Origin of the sequence: Lentzea atacamensis (assembly GCF_003269295.1) — a bacterium.
GTDB lineage: Bacteria > Actinomycetota > Actinomycetes > Mycobacteriales > Pseudonocardiaceae > Lentzea > Lentzea atacamensis.
Window position 1 is genome coordinate 600,394 of sequence record NZ_QLTT01000003.1, and the last position, 22,363, is coordinate 622,756.

Genomic DNA, 22,363 nt, shown 5'->3' on the forward strand with positions numbered 1-22,363 from the left:
CTCTCGTCAGCGTTGCCGGACCCAGCCGCCGTCGTTCTCGTCGTCGGTGCCGAGCAGCACGTCGCCGTCGCGCAGGAGGGCCACCGCCTCGATCTTGCGGCCGTCGAACGTGCCGAGCAGGCGCGGCCGGCGGGCCAGGTCGACACCGACGGTGTCCTTGCGCGGTGCCAGCCTGCCGATCTCGCGCAGTGACGACGAGAACGGGCCGTTGTCGCCGGGGTCGACCGCGGAGGACACGAGCAGGGAGCCGTCCGGTGCGATCGCGATGTCCGAGGCGTGCCGGACGGTCTCCTCGTGTGCGCCGGTGTCGTACTCGACGGTGGTGACCGGCCCGAACCTGTGGTCCTGCAACGAGAAGTACGCCGAGTAGAGGGTGGTCGGCCGGAGGCCCGCACCGCGGTCGGCCCACACCGCGGCGAGCCGGGAGCCGACGGCCTTCAGCGCGAAGCTCTCCATGTTGTCCTGCGGGTCGTGCGGAGGCAGGTCGAACGCGGCGACGACCGTGACGACGTCTGCCCGCACCCGCACGTGGAAGGCACGGCCGCCGCTGGTCACCGCGACGTACTCGCCGGGACGGTTCGGCACGCGGGTGACCGCTTCGAGGTCCACCGGGGTCTCGCCCTGCCAGGTCATCGGCCGGACCGCGGTGACGCGCCCGTCGTCGAGGACGATCCTGCGGGTGCGTTCCTGTCCCGGCTTCTTGTTGTCGATGACCGAGAGCGCCTCGACGTGGTCGCCGCGGCTGGTGAGCACGGCGAGGCCGCTCACGCCCTCGGTGATGCCGGTGCCGACCCGTTGCCACTGGTCGGTGTGTGCGTAGGAGGGCGACGGTGCGAGGGCCGCTGTGACGGCGAGCAGGGTCGCGGCCAGCAGAGATCGAGACGACATGTGCTCAACGTGGCACAGGACCCCAGGCGGGCCAACGCGATGAGCAGTGGTTTGCCTGAACGGTCAGACCTGCGGCTAGGAGCAGGAAACGCCGACCGGGGGCGCGGCAACCGGTTCCGGCTGCTGCCGTTCAGCGCGCACCGAGGCGATGCCGGCGAGGATCAGCAGGCCGCCGACGAGCTGCCACGGGCTGAGTCGCTGACCCAGCAGGAGCCAGGCGAACAGGGAGGCGGAGACGACCTCCAGCAAGGCGATGAACGACGCGAGACGCGACCCGAGGATCCCGGACGCGGTGATGCCGGACGCGTAGGCCAGCGCCGTGCCGATGACCGCGACGACGAGCAGCGGCACCCACCAGGCCGTGATGGTGCCGAGCAGCGGCAGGTCGTCGAACGTGGCGGTGACCGGGAGCAGGCCCGTCGCACCGACGAGCGCGAGGACGGGTGCGGCCAGCAGCAGGCCCGTGCCGGCGAGCGCGACCGGAGGAAGGCCCTCGTTGGGGCGCGCGGCGATCACGAAGTACACGGAGCACCCGATGGCGGCGCCGAAAGCGAAGGCCAGGCCGATCGGGTCGACGGCCTGGATCGCGCCGGGCCCGATCACGAGCACGAGGCCTCCGACCGCGAGCGCGGAGCCGAACAGGACGACGGGCGCGGGCGTGCGTCGGGTGACCGCCCAGGTGAACCCGACCAGGATGATGGGCGCGAGGAACTCGATGAGCAGCGCGGTCGCCACCGGGATGCGCTGGATGGCGGCGAAGTAGAAGACCTGGGTGATCGCCACGCCGACCAGCCCCATGCCGAGCACGGGCCATCTGGCCCGCAGCAGCAGGTCCCACTTGCCGCGCAGGGACACCACGACGAACGGGAGGAGCACGAGCCCGGCCGTCAGCGCACGGGCCGTGACGGCGGCGGTCGGCGACCAGCCGGCGTCGAGGAGCGGTTTGACGAACGCCCCGGAGGTGCCGAAGGAGATGAACGAGATCGCTGCCGCGATCAGGCCGGTGGACTTCGACCCAATCCCCATCCTTGCCTCCCGGTCCGGAGCCATGTCATGGCCTAACCTGATTGACACCCCTGACGGTAGGCCGGTCCACGTAAGGAGTCAATTTGCGTTTTGCCCCTGACACGGAGGAGTCGCTCGCCTTCGTCGTGGTCCTGTGCAACACCGATCCGTCGGCGTCGCGCAGCGGCGAGGACGAGCTGGCCACGGTCGATCAGCTGAAAGCTCTGTTGGACCACTACCCGTTCACGGGCCGCATCGACCACGACGAGGCCGAACTGCGCGACGTCCACCGCACGCGCGCGCTGCTCAGGCATGTGTGGACCCTCGATCGCGACGATGCCGTCGAAGCCGTCAACAAGATGCTCCGCGACGCGAAAGCACTCCCGTACCTCGTGCGGCACGACGACCTCGACTGGCACATGCACGCCACCGAACCCGACTCCCCGCTCGCCGAACGGATCCGGGTGGAGGCCGCGCTCGCCCTCATCGACGTGATCCGGATGAACGAGATGGACCGCCTGCGGATCTGCGCGGCCGACGACTGCGAGGGCCTCCTGCTGGACCTGTCCCGCAACGGTCTCAAGCGGTTCTGCAGCGTGCGGTGCGGCAACCGGATGAACATGATCGCGTTCCGGGAACGGCGCGCGGAAACGTAATCTCCGGTAACGCACCTGAACCTGGCTGCGACACAGGGCATGACCGTCACCACGGCTGGACCTGGAGTGCTTGCATGACTGCTGACACCGGTCGCCGAGCGTGGCTCGCGGCCGGCGTCGTGTTCTTCTCCGGCTTCGGAGCGCTCCAGATCGCGTCACTGGCGGGGCTGGGCGACGACTCGCTGCCCGGCTTGCACACGTTTCGCTCCGCCACCGTCGGCGACGGGATCCTGCTGCCGTTGCTCGCCTTCTGCCTGGTCCGGTCGTCACCGCAGATCCGGACGTGGCGGCGCGCTGAGCGATGGGCCGTGGCGACCGCCGGTGTGCTTGGTCTGCTGGGCGGCGCGGCCACGCAGATCTCCTGGCTCGCGAACCCGGATCCACGGCTCAACTGGACACTCCCCGCTCCCGGTACCTTCAACGCGGCCGGCTGGTACCACGCCGCGTTTCTGACGGGCGCCTGCGGCTTTTTCGCCGCTGCCACAACGGCTGCGATCGTGACGCTCCGGCGCCGCGCCCATCTCGTTCGATCACCTCGCGTCGTCGCGGTGCTGGGCCTGACGTTCACCTTCGTGGCGTTGCTCGCCGAGGACAACGCCGGCCGTGGCTCGGCACTGGCCGCCGTCACCGTCGCCGTGGGCACGCTCGCGGTCACGGCGGTGGCGGTACTGGTGTGGGCGACCGGCGTGGGTTCGTGGCGCTGGTGTGTCGCCGCGACCGTGGTGGCCGCTGTTCCGGCTGTGTCGTTGTCGTTGCTGTTTCTGCCTGGCAGCTCGAACAGCGGGGTAGCGGTGATGTGCGCGGTGTGCGCCGCACTGGGTGGGGCTTTCGTGGCCAGCGTCCACGACGTGAGGACCGCCGAAGCGAGGACCGTCGTCGTGGCGTGTGCCGCGGTGACCGCGGCCGGTCCTGTCGCGGCGGTCTCGGCATCGCCCTCCGTGACGATTCCGGCGCTGGCCTCGGGTTGTCTGCTGGCGCTGGCGGTCGTCACGGTGGAAGTGAGACTGCTCGGCGCGATGTGGAGGCGGCGGGAGGTGACGCTGTGGAGGGTGCTCTGGGCCTCTGTGGCCGCGGCACCGATCACGCTGCTCGGCCTCGCCTCGAGGTACTTCGCGCAGGAACCCAGGCTGGTGAACCCTTACGCCGCTGTTGCGGGCGTCGTCGCCGCTCTGTTGTTCCTGGCCGTGTCCGCGCTCGCGGTGCGGATGACCTTCGACGAGGTTGTTGCGGCAGAGGAGAAGAACGTGCCCCAGGGCGAGCTGGGGGCGCTCAAGTGGAGGGCTTACCTGGCGATCATCGCTATGTACACCGGTGCGTTGATCAGCTGTGCGGCCTCTTTGGTCGGAACCTCCACCCCGGACAAGTGGATCGCCGGATCGCACGCCGGCCTCACCTCGCTCGCGGTACCAGCCCTCCTGCTGGCGGCGGGTCTCGTCGTGATGCTGCTGGTGCCGGCCGCGGGAGTGGTGGCTCCGGTGAGCTGCCTCGCCTGGACCGTTGTCATGGCTCTCGCTCTTGCCGATGGTTATGGAGACACGAAGCAGCTCGTGCTGTCGGTCGTCATCGCGGTCGTGGCAGCACTGTTCGTGTGGGAAGGCCTGGTCAGCAACGTCGGCTACCTGCACAACACCCCGGTTGACCTCCGCCTGGTCGCGGTGGCCGCCTGTGCCGCGCTGGCGGTCGGGTCGACGGTCGCCTGGATGACCGGTCCGGCGCTGTGGTCGGCGTCGGAGGTCGTGTCACTGCCTGTTTCGTTCGCGGGACTCGCACTTGGTGTCGCAGCCTGCATCAGCCTGCCGTGGTGCGCGGCTCGGACGTTGCCGGGCGCGAGACCCGCGCGTAGCTACACGCTCGCAGGTCCGCTCGGGGGAACGCTGCAGGACTGCTTCATCGCGATCCTGCTGTGCGTCAGCGTCGCCTGGGCGCCGAACATGTACATGGCGCACCTGGCCGACGCTGCGTCGTGGTGGAGCACGGTCCTGCCGTTTCTCGCGCTCCTGTCGGCGGCCTACGTGTACGTCATGAAGAACAACATCGGGCACGTCCAACGGGAACGGCGCCGAGTCGCCGGCCTTGCGGGAGACGCGCCCGTGCCCGCGGACCAGCAACGGGCCCTGAAGGGGCTCGCCACACATGTCCGCAGGCAGAACGTGCTCGCTCTCGTGGCGTTGGTCCCGCTCGGCTTCTTCCTGCTGTTCAACGAGATCACCGGGTTCGACCGGAACGGGTTGAAGCAGATCCTCGCGGTCGGGGCCGATCAGCCTCACTCGTAGTTCGCCCAGGCCCAGAGCGGCGTGTGATCGGACCGGAGGGCGTAGGTCGTATCGCCGTAATAGCCGGTGAAGTCGTAGCGAGAAAGAAAGATGTAGTCGATTTTACCGGTGGGCTTCCAGTCGTTGGCACGGTAGCCGCACGGCCAGTGGATGCATCCGCCGGTGTACTCGTTGTAGCCGGATCCAGCGCCGCCGCCGGTGCGAGAAAATCCGTTGGTGTCCGCCTCGTTGAAGATTCCGCTGCCACCGGAGTGCTCTGGACTGTACATCGGGTTCAGCTTGCTGTCCGTGGGTTCGACGTTGAAGTCGCCTCCGATCAGCACGTGATTGCCCGACCACATCTCCCGGCCGCGAGCGGCGACAAAAGCGATCTGCTGAGCCTGCACGTCACTGTGGTAGTCGATGTGTGTGGAGCAGGCGATCAGTGGTTGCGAGCCACCCCCTGTGTCCGCCGTGCGTATGCACACCATCTTGCGTTGCTCGTAACCGCCGGGGAGGGTCCAGGCGTTGTGGAAGGTGTAATCGGCAGTGCGAACCAGGACCGCGATCCCGTAGTCCTGACCATTTTTGCACGCCCCTGGAACCGTCACCTCGAACCGGCCGTAGTAAGGGGTGAGGGTGGAGAACATGTGGTTGTACTGGTTTCTGCAGACCTCGTTGAGCGTCACCGCAAAGGGCTGCGGACTGCTGCCGTTGATGGAGTTGATCACGTCATCGGCCACGTTGAGGTCGCCGCCCATGCACTTGCTTCCACACATGTTGAAGTGAAGGTACTTGTGCAGGACCGGCGCGGCGGCAGAAGTTTCGACCGGCAAAGGCCCTGCGGACGCGGCAGTGGTCGCCCCGGTGATCAATGAGGCTCCGGCCACGGCGGCCACGCACAAGCGAAAGATTTTTCGGGCAATCAAGGTTCATCCCCCTCGAGTCATACCGGCCGACGAAAGCTGGAAGTGCCGCAGCACGAGTAAGACTTGTGGCGCTTGCGCTCGGCAAGGTATTGCGTTGAGGTGCAATAGCTTTTTCGGGCGCCGCGAGCGCTGTTAGCTTCCCGCGCCATGGGTTCGAGAAGCTTCAGCAAGATCATCAGCCGGGTCGCGGCCACCGCCGTGGTCGCGCTCTCCGCGGCCATCCTGCACACGCCCGCGGCCGGTGCCGCCGAGCAGGAGTTCATCTACTCGGGACAGGACTACGGGTACGCCGGGGCGACGTTCGACTGGACCGGGCCCAGCTCGGTGGGGAACATCGACCTGATCGTGTCCGACTGGGGCTGTGACGCCAAACCGGTCTACGCGTACTTCCTGTTCTACAACGGGTCGATGCGTCCCGACACGACGCCGACGCGCCGGTACGACTACTCCGGCTGCGACAAGGAGGACAACACGAAGTACAACAACCTGACGTGGTCGATCAGCGGCGACTCGATCACGTACATGGGCGTCGTGGTCTGCCGTGACGCGTCGAACGGTCCGTGCAAGGTGGGTGGGCTTTCGGGGCGCAACCCTCACGCGCCAAGGTGAGCGAGCGCGGGTGGTCGCCACGACCACCCGCGCCCTTCAGCTCAGACCTGGCAGGGCGAGCCGCCGGGGTGGCCGGGCTTGGCCTCCACGTTGGCCTTGGCCTCACCGATCACGACGTCGGTCAGCGGAGTGTCCACCACGACCGCCTGCTGCACGACGCTGGTCGCCGTGGTCGTGGTGCTGTTCAGCCGCAGCGACCCGATCAGCAGCGGGATGGTCAGGGGAGCGCTGCCCACGGTCACCGTCAACCCGTTGATCTTCAGGCTGGCGATGGTCGACGAGCCCGCGAACTGCGGCACCAGGCCGCCGGGGCCCGGCACACAGGTGACCGAGGCGTTCGACTCGATCACGCCGAGCTCGATCGTCAGCAGGCCGCTGGTCACGCGGGTCTGTTCGATGCGCGCCCGTGCGGTGGCGAGGTCGGTCGTCGCGGGCGGGGTGCCGGTCAGGTCGTCCGGCGTCTGGTCGGTCCGTGCGTCGAGGGTGTTCGCCCGCACGGTCAGAATGCCGGCGTTCAGCTGGACGTTCGCGAGCGTCTCGTGGTCGTCCACGCACGGCACGTCCTGCGGGTTCGCCCTCGTCGAGATGATGCCCGCGAGGTTGAGCGCGGTGGCCTGGCAGGAGAACACGCCGGTGCGTTCCGCGGTCCGGATCCTCAGGTCGGACAGCACCGGGCTGTCGCCCGTCGCGTTGGCGGTGAGGGTGGCTCTCACTTCGATGTAGCGACCGGTCTGCGCGAAGGTCACCCCGTTCGCCACCGCGGTGAACGGCTGGCCGGCGAGTCCGGCCTCGGTGTTCGACGTGCGCGCCTCCACGGTGATGGAGGTGCCCGGCGGCACGCTGCCCTGCGCCTCGGTGTTCCAGGTGACGGTGCCCCACGTCTGGTTGGCGTGGCCGCCGTCCTGCACGACCGTCCAGGTGCCCTGCGGTGCGGTGATCTCACCCAGCACCGACCCGGTCATGTCGCTGTAGTTGTACGGACCGGCACCCGCACCCAGGTCGACGGTGAGGTCGACCTCGCCGACGCGGTGGCCGCCGCCGCCGACCGGACCGGCGTCGGGGTCGATGCGCTGGGCGTTGTTGGTGCTGATGTTGGTCACCCACACCTTGCCGTTGCTGTCGATGGCGACGCCCGTCGGGCCGACGCCGCCGGGCAGCGGCACGTTGCCGACGTACGTGCCGTCGGTTCGCAGGTGGCCGACGGTCGTCGCGCCGCTCAGCGAGTGGGCGACCCAGACGTTGCCGTCGCCGTCGACCGCGACGCCCTGCGCGTTCTGGCTGCCGTGGGCGAACGCGCCGAGCAGGGTGCCGTCGGGTGCGAGCTTGGCGACCCGGTTGCCGGAGAAGTTGGTGTGCCAGATCTCGCCGGTGACCGGGTCCATCCCGAGGCCGTAGTCACCGTGCGTCGCGTTGAGGCACGCGTGGGTGGCGGTGGCCGGGTCGTAGCGCAGCAGGCCGAAGTTGCGGGCGGACCACAGCGTGCCGGCCTTGTCGATCAGGCCGCCGTAGCCGCCGCAGCCGACGTTGAACTGCGTGCCGGTGGGCTGGCCGGTTGCGTCGAGCAGCTCGTGGTCGAGGTCCTGGCCACCGGTCCACAGCCGGTTCTGGGCGTCGACGGCGACCGTGCGGGTGTTGCTGCCGGTCACTCTCGCGTAGTTGATCACGCACTCGTCCGCGGCGGTCGTGACGCCGCCGTTGTCGTCGGCGCCGCCCGCGTTCGTCCACGGGCGGATGTCGCCGAGACCGCGGCTCGTGGCGATCAGCCCGTCCTGGTTGCGGTCCTCGCACCTGTTGTAGGCGAAGGGACCTTTGAGGAAGTCACCGGCGGGGTTCGGCGTGCCGTCGGCGTTGACACGGGTGCCGCCCTGGATCACGGCGATCCGGGTGACCGAGCCGCGTCCGCCCACGCCCTCGTCCCGGTTGGACAGCCACGTGCTGCCGAACTTGTCCACGGTGGTGCGGGACGGGTTGCGGCCACGCCCGTTCGGCGCGGACACCCATTCGCCGACGATCTGGCCGGTGTTGACGTCGATGCGCACCATCGTGCCGCGGGCAGAGGCCGCGACGTTGACGTACGGGAAGAACACCGTCGAACGGTTGAGCTGGAGCTGGTCGTTGTTCGGCGCGTCGTGGTTGACGTCCTGCAAGGTGCCGCGGTCGAAATCCGCGTCGAGCGTGTAGAGGACGTCGGTGCCCGGCGTCGGCGCGGCCGAGGCCGGTGCGGCCAGCCCTCCGAGCAGGACCAGCGACGTGGCGGTCGCGAGTATCGGTCTGACACGGTGCCGTAAATGACTCATGGCGGCTCCAATTCGGATGAGTGATCGTCCAGACCGAATGGAGTCGGCAAACCGACATCGGCGTTACCGGCATTGTCTGATGCCACTTGACATGTAATTGAAAATGTCGACGACAATTCACTCCGGTGCCGACGCATTTCGTGCGGGTGGCCCAGCGCGAGAGCCACCGGTGGTTGGTTCAGGCCGTTGTGGTGCTGCGCCGGTCGGGACCGCTGGCGGCCGATCTGGTGGTGTTCACAATTCGCGCGCTACCGCGGTTTTCGCCGCCCGCCAGGTGCCCGGTGAGGAGCCGGTGGCGCGCTTGAACGCCCGGCTGAACGCCTCCTCCGCGTCGTAACCGACGCGCCGCGCGATCACCGCGACACCGTGGTCTGTCGTCGCGAGCAGCCCGGTCGCGAGGTGCATCCGCCAGTCGGTGAGATACCGGATCGGCGATCGGCCGAGCACTTTGCGGAACCGTTCGTCCAGAAGGGATCTCGACACCGCGGCGCTGGACGCGAGCTCCGCCACCGTCCACTTGTGCCCGGGGCGCGCGTGAAGCTGGGCCAGCGCGGGCGCCAGCACCGGATCGCGGATGGCGGCGATCCAGCCGTTGTCCGCCGCGGGCGCCGACGCCAGGTGCAGGCGGACCGCCTCGACGAGCAGCAGCTCCGGCAGCTGGGTCGGGATCGACCCGGTGGGCAGGGAGTTCTCGCTGACCGCCACCGCGTAGTCGATGCTCGACCGCACCCACTGCGCCATCGGCCCCTCCGGCGGCCGCACCACGAACACCGGCGGGAACGCCCGCAGGCCGGGATCGAACAACGGATCGCCGGAGTGCAGGTAACCGCAGACGATGTCCGTGCGATCCCCGCCCTCCCCGTGCCGCACGATCGGCAACGAGTCCCACGGCGGCGGCTCGAACAGCGTCTCGATCGGCACCACCTCGGCCTCCTGCAGGCCACCCATCTCGTGCTGGTCGCCGTACGGCAGCACGATCACGTCGCCGCGGTCCGCCCAGCGCCGCTCACCACCGTGCGGGGAGACCCAGCAACGGCCGGCGGCGACGATGTGAAAGATGATCAGGCGCCGCGCTCCGGGATGCAGAGTCTCCGCCATCCCCTCCGGCGTGAGGGAGCGGTACGCCCAGCACTCGGTGAACTCGGAGCGGAAGAAGATCGCGCCTTCGAGGCTCAGCCGGTCCAGCGCCGCGGCGAGTGCGGTGTTTCGGTCAGGATCGGCGGTGCCGCGATCATGGCCTGTCTGCGGTTCGGGCATGAGCATTGTTCCGTCCGACTCATCCCCCGAGGAGACGAGAATTATGCCCAAGTTCGTCATCGAGCGCACGCTGCCCGGCGCCGGCAAGCTCACCGCGGAAGAGCTGCGGGCGATCTCCCGCAAGTCCGTCGACGTGCTCGACGCGATGGCCGGCCGCGCGCAGTGGCTGCACACCTACGTCACCGACGAGAAGCTGTACTGCGTCTACATCGCCGACGACGCGGAGACCGTCGCCGAGCACGCCGCGGCAGGCGGGTTCCCGTGCGACAGCGCGCGCCCCGTCGCCACCATCATCGACCCGACCACGGCCGAGAGATCGGCGGCCTGAACCGGACGGCCGGGCGTGGCCGCTGAAGGCCAGGCCCGGCCGCAGGTGCTCAGATCACCAGGTCGACGAGCAGCACGAGGACGAGGCCGACGACGGACAGCAGGGTCTCCACGACCGACCAGGTCTTGACGTTCTGGCTGACGCTGAGCCCGAAGTAGCCCTTCACGAGCCAGAACCCGGCGTCGTTGACGTGGGAGAAGAACAGCGATCCCGCGCCGATCGCCAGCACCAGCAGCGACGTCTCTCCCGGGCTCAGCGTGGACACCAGGGGAGCGAGGATGCCGGAAGCGGTCACCGTCGCCACGGTCGCCGACCCGGTCGCGAGCCGGATCAGCACGGCCACCAGCCAGGCCAGCAGCAGCACCGACAACCCGCTGCCCGCGACCCAGTCCGCGATGAGCTTGCCGATGCCCGTGTCGATGAGCGTCTGCTTGAACCCGCCGCCAGCCGCGACGATGAGCAGGATTCCCGCGATGGGCGGCAGCCCCGCCTCGACGCTGGCGGCGATGTCCTTCGCGGACATCCGCGCGCCGCGGCCGAGCGTGACCATGGAGACGACGACCGCGATCAGCAGCGCGATCACCGGTGTGCCGAGGAAGTCCAGCACCGAGCGGACCGGGTTGCCCTTGGCGGCGGTGATGTCGGCCAGCGCCTTGCCCATCATCAGCACCACCGGCAGCAGTACGGTGGCCAGCGTGACCCGGAACGACGGGCGCGGCCTGTCCTCGTCGCGTTCGGTGCTGTCGAACAGTTCCGGTGCCGGCACGTCGACCCAGCGGGCGGCGTAGCGGGCGAAGAGCGGGCCGGCGACGGCGATGGTCGGGATGGCGATGAGCACGCCGAGGCCGAGGGTGATGCCGAGGTCGGCGTTCAGCGCGTTGACCGCCACCAGCGGGCCGGGGTGCGGTGGCACGAGACCGTGCATCGCCGACAGGCCTGCCAGCGCCGGGATGCCCAGCTGGATGAGCGACACACCGGACCGGCGGGAGATCAGCAGCACCACGGGCATGATCAGCACCAGGCCGATCTCGAAGAACATGGGCAGGCCGATCAGCGCGCCCACCCCGGCCATCGCCCACGGCAGCGAGCGGCGGCTCGACCTGCTGATGATGGCGTCGACGATCGCGTCCGCACCGCCGGTGTCCGCCAGCAGCTTGCCGATCATCGCGCCGAGCGCGATCAGCGTGCCGACGCCCGCGGCGGTGTCACCGAACCCCTTGGCGAAACCGGCCAGCGCCTTGTCCATGCCCAGGCCCGCGATGGCGGCGACCACCAGCGAGGCGACCGTCAGGCCGAGGAACGGGTGCAGCCTGACCTTGGTGATCAGCAGCACCAGCAGCGCGATACCGACGACGGCGGCCGGTATGAGCCGTCCGGCGGCGAGGGTGTCCAGGGCGAGGGGCATTGTCAGCGTCCTTCCGCGGCGGTGAGGCAGGTGTCGACGAGGACGTCGACGGGCTGGTCGAGATCGAGCACGAGGCCGCGCTCGTCCGGTTCGAGCGGTTCGAGCGCGGCGAACTGGGAGGCCACGAGGGCGACCGGCATGAAGTGACCGGCCCTGGCGGCCACGCGGGCGGCGACCACCTCGGAGTCGCCGGCCAGGTGGACGAAGTACGCGGCCGGCGCGGCGGTGCGCAGCCGGTCGCGGAACGCGCGCTTCAACGCCGAGCAGGTGACCACGCCACCGTCGGTGTGCTCGGCGAGCCAGCGGGCGATCGCGGCCAGCCAGGGCTCGCGGTCGGCGTCGTCCAGCGGCACGCCGGCCGACATCTTGGCGATGTTCGAAGCCGGGTGGAACTCGTCCGCGTCGGCGAACGGCACCCGCAACCGGCGGGCGAGCTCGGCACCCGTGGTCGTCTTGCCCGATCCCGACACACCCATGACCACGATCAGCTGCGGCACTGCCCGGCTCCCTTCGACGGTGCGGCACAGCGTCGCTCAATAACCTGACTTTTACAATCCTCAAAGCCGAATAACCTGTTCTTAATCGTTCAGGTGGGCCTTGCGAACGCAATCGTGAGAGGATTCGGCCTCGTGGGAACCGCTGAGCAGGCCAAACCGGGACTGCACCAAACCGTCCTGGACGACCTCGGCCGCCGGATCGCGTCCGGCACGCTGCGGCCCGGCGAGGTGCTGCGCATCGACGAGCTGGCCGAGTCGCACGGCGTGTCCCGTCCGGTCATCCGCGAGGTCGTGCGGGTGCTGCAGTCCATGGGCGTGCTCATCACCCGCCGCCGCGTGGGCGTGACCGTGGCCGAGAAACAGGCGTGGAACGTCTTCGACCCGCGCATCATCCGCTGGCGCCTGGACGGCGAAGGCCGCGCTGCCCAGCTGGAGTCCCTGAGCGAACTGCGCGGCGGCATCGAACCGGTCGCGGCCGCTCTCGCCGCCCGGCGTGCCACCCCCGCCCAGTGCGGCGACCTGACCAAGGCCGTCATGGAGATGGCCGTGCACGGCAAGTCAGGCGATCTGGAGTCCTACCTGCAGGCCGACCTGCTGTTCCACCACACGCTGCTCGCCGCGTCCGGCAACGAGATGTTCGGCGCCCTCACCGAGGTCGTGTCAGAGGTGCTCATCGGCCGCACGCACCACGGCCTCATGCCGGCCAAGCCCAACCCGGTCGCGATCCGCCTGCACGCCGACGTCGCCCAGGCGGTGCAGTCCGGTGATCCGGTCGCGGCGGAACAGGCGATGCGCGAGATCATCGTCGAGGCGTCCCAGGCGCTGCGCGACGAGCAGCACTGATCATCACGCTGGAGGCGGTGCGCTCACGCCGCGGTAGGCCAGGCTCTGGCTGTAGACGATGCTGGTCGTGGTGCTGCCGAACGCCATCAGTTCGTCCACCACCTTCTCCAGGTGCGGCATCGACGTGGCAGCGACCTTGAGGGTGTAGCAGTCCTCACCCGTGGTGCGCAGGCACTCCAGGATCTCGGTGCGCTCGGCCAGCAGCCGGTGCAGCGGCTGGTGCTGGTTGCCGGGGTACTTCAGCCGCACCACGGCCAGGACGCCGTAGCCCACCTTGCCGAGATCCACTGTGGCGCGATATCCGGTGATGACACCGACACCCTCCAGCCGCTTGACGCGTTCGGTCGCGGCCGAGGCACTGAGGTTCACCCGGCGGCCGAGCTCCGTGAGCGGGATCCGGCCGTCCTGCTGCAGCTCGGCGAGGATCGCCCAGTCGGTCGGGTCGAGTGTCTCGGCCATTCCGCGAAGTTACCGTGGAATCCACGGCGAACCGCACCAGATACCGGGAACAGTCCCTTCTGCGGCAGGTGTTCGGCCTCATAGTCTTGATCACGTGTTGATCGGCGTGAACGTCCCGAACTTCGGCCCCGGCACCAGCCCCGCCGTGCTGCGCGACTGGGCGCGGACCGTGGAAGGCCTCGGCTTCGACCTGCTCATGATGTCCGACCACGTGGTGGTGACCCCCGACGTGGCCGAGCAGTACCCGGCACCGTTCTACGAGCCGTTCACCGCGCTGTCGTGGCTGGCCGGCGTCACCGAGCGGATCACCCTCGGCACGACCGTGCTGATCGCGCCCTACCGGCATCCGCTGCTGGTCGCGCGGATGGCGGCCAACCTCGCCGAGCTGAGCGGCGACCGGTTCGTGCTCGGCGTCGGGGTCGGCTGGGCGCGTGCGGAGTTCGCGGCGCTCGGGGTTCCGTTCCACCGCAGGGGAAAGCTGACCGACGACCTGATCACGACGGTGCGCGAGGCGTGGCGGGACGAGGGCTACCGCGCGGGACACATCCCGATCTGGGTGGGCGGCCACAGCGACGGCGGCCTGCGTCGCGCGGTCCGGCTCGGCGATGCCTGGCACCCGCTGCGGCAGACCCCGGCCGGTTGGCGAGAATCGTTGGCACGACTCAAGAATCTCGCTGCCGCTGAGGAATGCCCGGTGCCCGCCCTGGCGCCGCGCATCGTGCTGAGGCTGACCGACCGCCCGCTCGACGACCGGCGACTCGGCGAGGGCACGGTGGAGCAGATCACGGCAGACCTCGAAGGACTGCGCGCCGACGGAGTGCACGCCGTGGTGCTCGACCCGTTCGTCGGCGATCCGGAGGAGACGCGGCACCCGGACGTCGCCTGGCACGCGCTGGCCGCGGTGCGGAAGGAGTTCCGGTGAACGAAGAACATCTGCGACGGGCCATCGCGCTGGCGGCGGAGGCGCGGGCGGGCGGCAACCCGCCGTTCGGGTCGCTGCTCGTCGGACCGGACGGCGCCGTGCTCGCCGAGGAGCGCAACTCCAGCCTCACCGACAACGACATCACCGCCCACCCCGAGCTGAAGCTGGCCCGCTGGGCGGCCCGGTCGCTGGATCCGGAGGCCGCCGCCGGTACCACGATGTACACGAGCTGCGAACCGAGCGGGATGTGCGCGGGCGCGTTGGCGCGGTCAGGCATCGGACAGGTGGTGTTCGCGCTGTCGGGCAGCCAGCTGAACGGGCTGAAGACGTCCGGTGGGTTCGCTGCGGTGCCCACCGACGGACCGCACCTCTACGACGAGGCGAAGGTGGCGGTCGAGGGCTACTACCCCTGACCCGCGCCGACCGGGTTCGCCCGCGTCCAGTCGTCCACGTGGAAGGGTGAGGCGCCAGGAGTGACGGTCGACGCGTGCGCGACCACCTCGGCCGGCAGAGGTCCGTCGGTCAGGCCGAGCCGGTCGCGGTAGTCCGCCGCGAACGCCGCGGCGACCTCACCGGCGGTCAGCGAGGGCGCGTAGTCGGCCAGGCCCGCGATGGAACCTGCCCGCAGGTCGTAGCCGAGCGCCTCGGACACGTCCGTGATCACGGCGCGCACCCGGTCCGAGACGGCGACCTGCACCACCGTGCTGAACAGGGAACCGGTGGCGGTGACGCGTTGCGCCGAGCCCACGACCTTCGCGACGCCGCCGACGTTGATGCTGAACTCGCCGGGGCAGTACTCGCCGTCGACCTCACCGACGCGGGCGTCGATGTCGGCGAGTCCGCGCAGCACCTGGACGTGGCTCCCGGCGTTCGCGGCGAAGGTCGAGCTGCCCGCGTGGCGGATGCCGGTGGTGCGGTCGAGGTGGTCGATCACGACGGCGCCGCTGTCGTAGGCGACCATGCGCCCGCCCGGTGAACGGACCACCGTCTCGAACCCCGCCGCGTGAGCCACCTCGGTGGCCTTGGCGATGCCGGGCGAGCGGAGGTCACGGCCGCTGAAGGCGACGGTGGGGCCGTGGGGCACGTAGATGTGGACGAGCTCTGACCACTCCGCTTCAGGCGCGCGCAGCAACAGTGCGGGGATCACCAGTTCGGTGACCGGGCAGCCGGCGCTCCCGGACGCCAGCAGCCGGGTGTGGTCGAGGTTCGGCACACCGGTGATTCTCGATCACGACCCCGCTCGGCGCTGCGGCGCCATGCCGCTCAGGACCTGCATGGCGTGACGTTCGGACTCCGCGAGCTCGGTGAGGATCGCCGAGGCACGGGCCAGGTGATCGGTGTCGCCGGTTTCTCCCGCGGCCGCGACGCGGTCCGCGACCTCGGTCCACCGCGGGGCGATCCCGGCGTACAGCTCGTGGCCGCGGCGGAGGTTGTCGTCGTCGACGATCGCGGTCGCTTCGGCGAGGAAGTCGCGGTACATGGCGCGGAACAGCGAACCGCCGGTGCCGCCGCGTTCCATCAGCATCGCGGCCAGCGGGAGGTCGCGGGACGGGTCGGTGGAGCGGTCGAGCCACCGCGTCACCTGCCGGGCCGCCTTGCCGATGCCGCGGTGGCCGAGGTTGGAGATGGGCGGGTTGAGGAACGCGTGCGCGTTGTTGGAGATCGCCTGCCGGATGGCGTTGCCCAGATCAGGCCGACGAGTAGGAACGACGGTGTACGAGAGGTTGCGCGCGGTCATCGGTCCGCGCTCGCCGCGGGCCCGTTCCAGGCTCGTGAGCGTGGTCGTCACGGAGCCGCCCTGCTGAGCGGTGTCGACGAGATGGGCGTGGGTGTCGTCATAGCCGTACATCGCGACGAAGTGACCGCCGAAATGAACCTTCGTGGTGAAGTAGTCCAGGTGGTACGAGTCCAGCTGCAGACCGACCGGGCGTCCCGCCGCGAGGGAGGTGGCAACGTTCTGCCAGGCCTTGCGCGGCGAGGCGGTCTCCTGGACGTGCAGCGTCAGGCCCAGCCGGTCGGCCGCGGTCCGGGTGAGGGCGGCTGGTTTGACGCGGCCGCCGAGGAACGGGAAGTCCATGTTCCTGGCGTCCCAGTAGACGAAGCCCAGACCTTCGCCGAGGCCGAACAGCATCGGTTCGGAGAGCTCCAGGCCCTCGTGGCGCAGCAGGGCGCCGAGCGCGGTGGTCTCGCAGTGCACGCCGGCGGGGAACGAGACGTTCTCGATCATCACGGCCGACATCCTCGGCCCTCTCACCGTGTGAGGGTCAACCATCGGTGATGGTCAGGGTCAGGTCCGACTCGGTGACCGTGACGGCGACGTGCTGCCCGCCGCGCAACTCGCCCGCGAGCAGCGCGCGGGACAGGCGCCGGTCGAGCTCCCTGCCGATCGTGCGGCGCAACGGACGGGCGCCGTACTCGGGGACGTAGCCGCGTGACGCGAGCCAGTCGATGGCTTCTTCGTCCACTTCCAGCGTGATGTTCTGGTCGCGCAGCCGCTGCCGGGTGCGTTCGAGCAGCAGCGCGGTGATCTGCCGCAGCTGGCCGGCGTCCAGCCCGCGGAACAGGATGATCTCGTCCAGGCGGTTGAGGAACTCCGGGCGGAAGTAGCGGCGGACCGTGGCCATCAACGGCCCTCGCAGCTGCTCGACCGGGACACCCGAGGTGGCCGCGGCGAGCAGCTGGTCGGCGCCGATGTTGCTGGTCATGATGATCACGGCGTTGGCGAAGTCGGCGGTTCGTCCCTGCGCGTCGGTCAGCCTGCCCGCGTCGAGCACCTGCAGCAGGGTGTTGAAGACGTCGGAGTGCGCCTTCTCGATCTCGTCCAGCAGCAGCACCGAGTACGGCACGCGCCGGACCGCGCCGGTGAGCTGACCGGCGTCCTCGTAGCCGACGTATCCCGGTGGCGCGCCGATCAGCCGCGTGACCGTGTGCTGCTGGGAGAACTCGCTCATGTCGAACCGGATCAGCCGGTCCTGCGAACCGAAGAGCGCCTCGGCCAGCGCTCGGGCGACCTCCGTCTTGCCCACCCCGGTCGGACCCAGGAACAGGAACGAGCCGACGGGCCGGTGCGGGTGCTTGAGGCCCGCACGGCCCTGGCGGACGGCGTCGCAGACCGCCTCCACCGCCTCGTCCTGCCCGACGATCCGCTGGTGCAGGTGCTCTTCCAGGTGCAGCAACCGGTGCCGTTCCGCCTCGGTGAGCTGGGCGACCGGGATGCCCGTGCTGCGGGACACGACCTCGGCGACGTCGTTCGCCCCGACCTCCGGCGCGTCGGCCAGTGCGGCGCGAGCGGCCTCCAGGTCGGCGACCGCGCGGTCGAGCTCGGCGTCGAGGAACGACGCGTCCTCACCCTCCGCGGCGGCCCTTTCGCGTTCCAGCCGTCTCACCCGCTGCTCCAGCCGCACCGGATCCGGTGGCATGGCCGACTTCTCCCGCAAACGGACCCGCGCACCCGCCCGGTCCACCAGGTCGACGGCCTTGTCCGGCAGGAACCGGTCGGTGACGTAGCGGGCCGACAGCTCCACGGCGGACACGATCGCCTCGTCCGTGATGCGCACGCCGTGGTGCATCTCGTAACGGTGACGCAGGCCGCGGAGGATGGCGATGGCCTCGTCCGCCGACGGTTCGGCGACCAGGATCGGCTGGAACCGCCGCTCCAGCGCGGCGTCCTTCGCGACGTGCCGCCGGTAGTCCTCGGCCGTGGTGGCGCCGATGACCTGCAGCCGTCCGGTCGTGAGCACGGGTTTGAGCATGTTCGCGGCGTCCATCGGCGCGCCCTCGGCACTGCCCGCGCCCACCACGGTGTGCAGTTCGTCGATGAACAGGACCACCATCCGGTTGGTCGCGGCCACCTCCTCGACGACGCTCTGCAGCCGTTCCTCGAACTCGCCCCGGTACTTCGCGCCGGCGACCATGCCCGCGAGGTCCAGCGAGATCAGCCTCCTGCCGCTCAGCGTGGCGGGCACGTCGCCGCTCGCGATCCGTGCCGCGATGCCCTCGACGATGGCGGTCTTGCCCACTCCCGGATCGCCGATCAGGACGGGGTTGTTCTTGGTGCGCCGCGACAACACCTCCAGCACCTCGTCGATGACGTCCTCCCGGCCGATCACCGGATCGAGCAGGCCGTCCCGTGCCGCGGCGGTGAGGTCGCGGCCGAAGTGGTCCGTGCGCCGCGTCGCGGACTGGGGCTGGCCCAGCCCTCCGAACAGCTTTCCGACCAAGTCCTCGAACGAGTTGGGCCCGAAGCCGAACACCCAGTCGTCGCCCACCGCGTGCCACCTCCACTCGGTCGAAGGGCCTCCCTCTCCGATCCTCCGCCTCTTGGCACCCGAGCACAGGTCAGGGGTTCAGGCGCCCGCCGGCTCGCCGAACCGGCGGGCGAGGTGGTCGTCGAGGTCCTGCTGGCTCGCCGGTCCACGCCATGTGTCCGTCGGGGCGCAGCAGGAGGGCCGGAACGTCCAGTGCCGTGCCGGGATCCGTGATGAGCTCGACCCGGTCCGACCAGCCCTCGGCGGTCAGCCGTCCGGTGCGGTCGAGCACCAGGCCGCGCCCCTGACGCAGCTGGTCGTAGAGGCGGCCCCGCGTCAGGCCGACGTCGTGCAGGCGGCGGCCGAGCAGGTCGGGGCCCGCGCCGAAGTCGTAGCGGATGCCGATCGCGGTGATCTTCTCGATCAGGTGCCGGTTCACCTCGTCGAGGTCCATCAGCTCGGTGAGCAGCCCGCGCACCCGGTTCGGCGGAGTGCAGCGCGACCTGGGCGCGGGTGTTGTTCAGGACGTCTTCCGCGACCGGGTGACGTTCGGTCTCGTAGGTGTCCAGCAAGGTGTCCGGCGCCCAGCCGCGGATCTGCGCGGCCAGCTTCCAGCCGAGGTTGACCGCGTCCTGGACGCCCAGGTTCAGGTCCTGTCCGCCTGCGAGGAGGGCGTCGCGACGGCGGACCGCCGTCAGCAGGCGAAGGAGTGGGCGGAGAAGCAGGTCGCCGCGGTCCGCGGCACCGCGCAGACCGAACACGGTGACGTGCGCGCCACCGTCGACCACTCCGGCCTGCTGCAGCACGAACTGTCGCCGATCACCAAGCAGGCCAAGCAGGACGATCTGGCGCGCGCGATCACCGCTGTCGTGCGTCAGGCGACGGCCGACGTGCGCAACCAGCTGCGCGACGTGTACATGCGGCGGCAGAACGAGGGAGTGATCCGCGCTCTGCCGCCGTTCTTGTTGCCCGCACCCGAAACCGGCGCGGCGACGCTGGCACTGCCCGTGCGCGGCAATGCGCCGTCGAGGCGGGCTGGTGACCGTCAGGAAGAAGGGCCACCGGAGGGCTGGCTCAGGGAGGACCCCTGGTGAACCGAGCCCCCGGAGTTGCGGCGTCTGGGGCTCGACACCGCGGTGGAGCGTGGCACCCTTGAGTCGCGCGCATCTGTCGACGGTGGGGGAGCTGGACATGGCTGCATTGCGGCGGTATCAGACCGTGGTTTCCGACAGCGCCCTGTGGGAGGGCTTCCCGTTCCGGTCAGGGGACGTGGTGCTGAGCCCGCCTGCGAAGTGCGGCACGACCTGGATGCAGATGCTGTGCGCGTTGCTGATCTTCGACGACACCGAGTTCGGCCGGCCGCTCACGGAGATCTCCCCGTGGTTCGACGCGACCACCTACGACACGGCCGCGACGCTGGCAATGCTGGAGAGCCAGCAGCACCGGCGGTTCATCAAGACGCACACACCGCTCGACGGCCTGCCGTTCCACGAGGACGTGACCTACATCTGCGTGGGGCGCGACCCCAGGGACGTCATGCTGTCCTTCGAGAACGCCACGGCCAACATCCATCCGGACGCCATCCCCGCGGGTGGGCTCGACCCGGAGGTGGCCCAGCCCCCGGCGCCGGAGCCGATCGACCGGTTCTGGCTGTGGGCCGACTCGGACCTCGTCAACGACACGACCTCGTTCGGCGTGACCCTGGCCAACCTGGTCAACCACGTGCGCACGTTCTGGGAGCGCCGCGACGAGCCCCAGGTGGCGCTCTTCCACTACGCGGACCTCAAAGCCGACCTGCCGGGCGAACTGCGGCGCCTGGCGCGCGTGCTGTCGATCGAGATCAGCGACGAGCGCATCACCGAACTGGCGGCCGCGGCGACCTTCGACCACATGCGAGGCCGCGCCGACGAGCTGGCTCCCGGCGTCGACCACAAACTGTGGCGCAGCAACGAGAACTTCTTCCGCTCCGGCACCAGCGGCCAGTGGCGCGGCCTGCTCGACTCCGCCGCGCTCGACCGCTACCACCGCCGCGTCGCCGAGCTGGCCCCACCCGACCTCGCCGAGTGGCTCCACCGCCCGTAGCCGGGATCTCAAGTCCTGCCAACAGCTTTGGCTCATGACAGGGGCAGGGCCCCGGCCGCCACCGGGGCCCTGCCGGCTTGATCAGCCGACCCGGCAGGAGATGCTGGGCCAGCTCCAGTTGCCGCCGTGCATGATGGTGAAGCCGAACGTGTTGCCGTTTCCGTTGGGGCGTGCCGTCATCACGTCGGCCGTTTCCCACGTCGGGTTGGTGTTCCAGGTGGCGATGATCCGCTGGGGCGAGCTGACGGTGACCGTCACGACCCAGTTGTCCGTGCCGGAGACGGTGACCTGGCCGTTGAAGCGGTCGCTCCACTTCTCGCCCTCGGCGTACGTGGCGGTGCAGCCGCCGGGGTTCGGCGTGGTGGTCGTGGTCGTCGGCGGGGTGGTGCTCGAACCACCGTTCAGCACGGTGAGGACGGAGGTGTAGGCGGCCTTCTTGTTGCCGTTGCCGTCGAACAGCAGCGGGGTGCCGGACGCACGCCAGGAGTCGCTGTCGCGGATGCCCCACACGGTGATGCCGGTGCACCGCGAGACGGCGAGACAGGCCTGGGTGACGCCTTGGTACTGCTGGGCCTGAGAGCTCCCGGAGCCTTCGATGTCGAGCTCGGTGATCTGGACGTCGACGCCGAGGTTGGCGAAGTTCTGCAGGGTGGTGTGGTAGTTGGACGGCACCGGGTTGCCGCTGTTGAAGTGCGCCTGGAAGCCGACGCAGTCGATGGGGACACCGCGGGACTTGAAGTCCTGCACCATCCGGTACACGCCCTGCGTCTTGGCGTGGGACCAGTTGTCGGTGTTGTAGTCGTTGTAGCAGAGCTTCGCCCCCGGATCGGCCGCACGGGCCGCGCGGAAGGCGGCCTCGATCCAGTCGTTGCCGGTGCGCTGCAGGTTCGAGTCACGACGCCCGCCGCTGCTGCCATCGGCGAAGGCCTCGTTCACCACGTCCCAGGCGTAGATCTTGCCGCGGTAGTAGCTCGCGACCTGTGTGACGTGGTTGAGCATCGCGTTGCGCAGCGCGGTACCGGACATGTTCTGCATCCAGCCGGGCTGCTGGGAGTGCCACGCCAGCGCGTGCCCGCGCACCCGCTTGCCCTGGTTGCGCGCGTGGTTGACGATCCGGTCCGCGTTGCCGTAGGTGAAGCGGCCCTGGCTCGGCTCGGTCGCGTCCATCTTCATCTCGTTCTCGGCCGTGACCATGTCGAACTCGCGGTTCAGGATCCCGACGTAGGTCGAGTCGCTCAGCTTGTTCGCAGCGACCGCGGTGCCGAAGTAGCGGCCGCTCTGCTGGGCCGCCGCGGCGAGGGTGGAGGCGGCGCCACTGGCGGGCGACGCCACGAGGATCGCGGTGCCGGCAGCGGCGGCGACCAGGGATGACACGAGCGCGGCACGCGCGACTGACTTCGGTGTCAGTGTCATGTTCGGCGCTTTCTGAGAAGCACCCGCAAGACCGCGGGTGGGAATGGTTTTGGGAGAAACAGTTGAGTTCTGCTCCGTGCGGGCGGCCGGGATCGCGCCTTGTCCACATGCCGTCCGAGGTGAAGCGCTGAGCAGTATTGACCGAAGAAGTTCGGCCGATCAAGGACTACTTCTGTGCCGCTCCCGCAATGGTGTTCAGGTCGACGTCCATCGGGAAGTCGGTGAGGCCGATCTTGCCGCTTTGGTGAAAGTGCAGGTGAATCGCCAGGTTCGC

21 protein-coding genes and 1 pseudogene are annotated in these 22,363 nt (G+C 69.6%); 9 read left to right on the forward strand and 13 right to left on the reverse strand.

The window, feature by feature from the left end:
* Positions 1-6: 6 nt before the first annotated feature.
* On the reverse strand, positions 7-888 hold the full coding sequence (locus C8D87_RS17085; protein ID WP_112227400.1) for a hypothetical protein: 882 nt from the start codon (positions 886-888) through the stop codon (positions 7-9).
* 75 nt (positions 889-963) lie between these two features.
* Positions 964-1,914 (reverse strand): EamA family transporter, encoded by a 951-nt coding sequence (locus C8D87_RS17090; RefSeq protein WP_112227401.1) that lies wholly within the window; start codon positions 1,912-1,914, stop codon positions 964-966.
* 83 nt (positions 1,915-1,997) lie between these two features.
* Between C8D87_RS17090 and C8D87_RS17095 the strand changes: the two genes are divergently transcribed.
* Together C8D87_RS17095 and C8D87_RS17100 are read left to right on the forward strand one after the other, a co-directional pair.
* Positions 1,998-2,549: a CGNR zinc finger domain-containing protein gene (locus tag C8D87_RS17095; protein WP_109641446.1), complete on the forward strand. Its 552-nt coding sequence runs from the start codon at positions 1,998-2,000 to the stop codon at positions 2,547-2,549.
* A 74-nt stretch (positions 2,550-2,623) separates the two neighbouring features.
* Complete coding sequence (locus tag C8D87_RS17100; protein ID WP_112227402.1) at positions 2,624-4,822, forward strand: hypothetical protein; 2,199 nt, start codon at positions 2,624-2,626, stop codon at positions 4,820-4,822.
* Here C8D87_RS17100 and C8D87_RS17105 read toward each other — a convergent pair.
* Positions 4,813-5,730, reverse strand: a complete 918-nt coding sequence (locus C8D87_RS17105) for an endonuclease/exonuclease/phosphatase family protein (protein WP_146771732.1) — start codon at positions 5,728-5,730, stop codon at positions 4,813-4,815. The genes C8D87_RS17100 and C8D87_RS17105 overlap by 10 nt on opposite strands.
* Positions 5,731-5,877: 147 nt before the next feature.
* Between C8D87_RS17105 and C8D87_RS17110 the strand changes: the two genes are divergently transcribed.
* Positions 5,878-6,339, forward strand: a complete 462-nt coding sequence (locus tag C8D87_RS17110; RefSeq protein WP_112227404.1) for a hypothetical protein — start codon at positions 5,878-5,880, stop codon at positions 6,337-6,339.
* Positions 6,340-6,380: 41 nt separating this feature from the next.
* On the opposite strand, the gene C8D87_RS17115 is transcribed toward C8D87_RS17110, so the two are convergent.
* Both C8D87_RS17115 and C8D87_RS17120 read right to left on the reverse strand, forming a co-directional pair.
* Entirely contained in the window at positions 6,381-8,636 is a 2,256-nt protein-coding gene (locus tag C8D87_RS17115; RefSeq protein ID WP_215732344.1) for a hypothetical protein, read from the reverse strand.
* 234 nt (positions 8,637-8,870) lie between these two features.
* Positions 8,871-9,893, reverse strand: a complete 1,023-nt coding sequence (locus tag C8D87_RS17120) for an AraC family transcriptional regulator (protein WP_112227714.1) — start codon at positions 9,891-9,893, stop codon at positions 8,871-8,873.
* 43 nt (positions 9,894-9,936) lie between these two features.
* Here C8D87_RS17120 and C8D87_RS17125 point away from each other — a divergent pair, with 43 nt between their 5' ends.
* On the forward strand, positions 9,937-10,221 hold the full coding sequence (locus tag C8D87_RS17125) for a DUF4242 domain-containing protein (RefSeq protein ID WP_112227405.1): 285 nt from the start codon (positions 9,937-9,939) through the stop codon (positions 10,219-10,221).
* A gap of 49 nt (positions 10,222-10,270) precedes the next feature.
* On the opposite strand, the gene C8D87_RS17130 is transcribed toward C8D87_RS17125, so the two are convergent.
* Positions 10,271-11,626, reverse strand: a complete 1,356-nt coding sequence (locus C8D87_RS17130; RefSeq protein ID WP_112227406.1) for a GntP family permease — start codon at positions 11,624-11,626, stop codon at positions 10,271-10,273.
* Positions 11,627-11,628: 2 nt separating this feature from the next.
* Complete coding sequence (locus C8D87_RS17135) at positions 11,629-12,123, reverse strand: gluconokinase (protein WP_112227407.1); 495 nt, start codon at positions 12,121-12,123, stop codon at positions 11,629-11,631.
* Between the two features lie 132 nt (positions 12,124-12,255).
* Between C8D87_RS17135 and C8D87_RS17140 the strand changes: the two genes are divergently transcribed.
* A complete protein-coding gene (locus C8D87_RS17140; protein ID WP_233442137.1) occupies positions 12,256-12,966 on the forward strand; it encodes a FadR/GntR family transcriptional regulator in 711 nt (236 codons plus the stop codon).
* 3 nt (positions 12,967-12,969) lie between these two features.
* Here the strand turns inward: C8D87_RS17140 and C8D87_RS17145 are convergent, their stop codons facing one another.
* Complete coding sequence (locus tag C8D87_RS17145) at positions 12,970-13,425, reverse strand: Lrp/AsnC family transcriptional regulator (RefSeq protein ID WP_112227408.1); 456 nt, start codon at positions 13,423-13,425, stop codon at positions 12,970-12,972.
* A gap of 94 nt (positions 13,426-13,519) precedes the next feature.
* On the opposite strand from C8D87_RS17145, the gene C8D87_RS17150 reads away from it, so the two are divergent.
* Both C8D87_RS17150 and C8D87_RS17155 read left to right on the forward strand, forming a co-directional pair.
* Positions 13,520-14,347, forward strand: a complete 828-nt coding sequence (locus C8D87_RS17150) for an LLM class flavin-dependent oxidoreductase (protein WP_112227409.1) — start codon at positions 13,520-13,522, stop codon at positions 14,345-14,347.
* Positions 14,344-14,760: a nucleoside deaminase gene (locus C8D87_RS17155; RefSeq protein ID WP_233442138.1), complete on the forward strand. Its 417-nt coding sequence runs from the start codon at positions 14,344-14,346 to the stop codon at positions 14,758-14,760. Before C8D87_RS17150 ends, C8D87_RS17155 begins: the two co-directional genes overlap by 4 nt.
* Here the strand turns inward: C8D87_RS17155 and C8D87_RS17160 are convergent.
* The 4 genes and pseudogenes from C8D87_RS17160 to C8D87_RS45930 all read right to left on the reverse strand — a co-directional run.
* Entirely contained in the window at positions 14,751-15,560 is an 810-nt protein-coding gene (locus tag C8D87_RS17160) for a lipoate--protein ligase family protein (RefSeq protein ID WP_112227410.1), read from the reverse strand. The two genes, C8D87_RS17155 and C8D87_RS17160, sit on opposite strands and share 10 nt — an antisense overlap.
* A gap of 15 nt (positions 15,561-15,575) precedes the next feature.
* On the reverse strand, positions 15,576-16,601 hold the full coding sequence (locus tag C8D87_RS17165; protein WP_233442139.1) for a BtrH N-terminal domain-containing protein: 1,026 nt from the start codon (positions 16,599-16,601) through the stop codon (positions 15,576-15,578).
* Positions 16,602-16,611: 10 nt separating this feature from the next.
* Positions 16,612-18,615 carry an ATP-dependent Clp protease ATP-binding subunit gene (locus tag C8D87_RS17170; RefSeq protein ID WP_233440191.1) on the reverse strand — a complete coding sequence of 668 codons (2,004 nt, stop codon included), beginning with the start codon at positions 18,613-18,615 and terminating at the stop codon, positions 16,612-16,614.
* A 78-nt stretch (positions 18,616-18,693) separates the two neighbouring features.
* A pseudogene (locus C8D87_RS45930) lies at positions 18,694-19,256 on the reverse strand (FAD-dependent monooxygenase); the annotation flags it as partial.
* A 105-nt stretch (positions 19,257-19,361) separates the two neighbouring features.
* Between C8D87_RS45930 and C8D87_RS48885 the strand changes: the two are divergent.
* Both C8D87_RS48885 and C8D87_RS17185 read left to right on the forward strand, forming a co-directional pair.
* Positions 19,362-19,688 carry a hypothetical protein gene (locus C8D87_RS48885; RefSeq protein WP_325049683.1) on the forward strand — a complete coding sequence of 109 codons (327 nt, stop codon included), beginning with the start codon at positions 19,362-19,364 and terminating at the stop codon, positions 19,686-19,688.
* 97 nt (positions 19,689-19,785) lie between these two features.
* On the forward strand, positions 19,786-20,676 hold the full coding sequence (locus C8D87_RS17185; RefSeq protein ID WP_170166459.1) for a sulfotransferase domain-containing protein: 891 nt from the start codon (positions 19,786-19,788) through the stop codon (positions 20,674-20,676).
* An 81-nt stretch (positions 20,677-20,757) separates the two neighbouring features.
* Here C8D87_RS17185 and C8D87_RS17190 read toward each other — a convergent pair whose 3' ends face one another.
* Positions 20,758-22,089 carry an endo-1,4-beta-xylanase gene (locus C8D87_RS17190; protein WP_112227413.1) on the reverse strand — a complete coding sequence of 444 codons (1,332 nt, stop codon included), beginning with the start codon at positions 22,087-22,089 and terminating at the stop codon, positions 20,758-20,760.
* Positions 22,090-22,363: the final 274 nt, after the last annotated feature.

Coding starts and splice junctions, on each gene's coding strand:
- C8D87_RS17085 (WP_112227400.1), bottom strand. CDS start 888: ATGTCGTCTCGATCTCTGCTGGCCGCGACCCTGCTCGCCGTCACAGCG.
- C8D87_RS17115 (WP_215732344.1), bottom strand. CDS start 8,636: ATGAGTCATTTACGGCACCGTGTCAGACCGATACTCGCGACCGCCACG.
- C8D87_RS17090 (WP_112227401.1), bottom strand. CDS start 1,914: ATGGGGATTGGGTCGAAGTCCACCGGCCTGATCGCGGCAGCGATCTCG.
- C8D87_RS17125 (WP_112227405.1), top strand. CDS start 9,937: ATGCCCAAGTTCGTCATCGAGCGCACGCTGCCCGGCGCCGGCAAGCTC.
- C8D87_RS17185 (WP_170166459.1), top strand. CDS start 19,786: ATGGCTGCATTGCGGCGGTATCAGACCGTGGTTTCCGACAGCGCCCTG.
- C8D87_RS17120 (WP_112227714.1), bottom strand. CDS start 9,893: ATGCCCGAACCGCAGACAGGCCATGATCGCGGCACCGCCGATCCTGAC.
- C8D87_RS17145 (WP_112227408.1), bottom strand. CDS start 13,425: ATGGCCGAGACACTCGACCCGACCGACTGGGCGATCCTCGCCGAGCTG.
- C8D87_RS17110 (WP_112227404.1), top strand. CDS start 5,878: ATGGGTTCGAGAAGCTTCAGCAAGATCATCAGCCGGGTCGCGGCCACC.
- C8D87_RS17190 (WP_112227413.1), bottom strand. CDS start 22,089: ATGACACTGACACCGAAGTCAGTCGCGCGTGCCGCGCTCGTGTCATCC.
- C8D87_RS17130 (WP_112227406.1), bottom strand. CDS start 11,626: ATGCCCCTCGCCCTGGACACCCTCGCCGCCGGACGGCTCATACCGGCC.
- C8D87_RS17100 (WP_112227402.1), top strand. CDS start 2,624: ATGACTGCTGACACCGGTCGCCGAGCGTGGCTCGCGGCCGGCGTCGTG.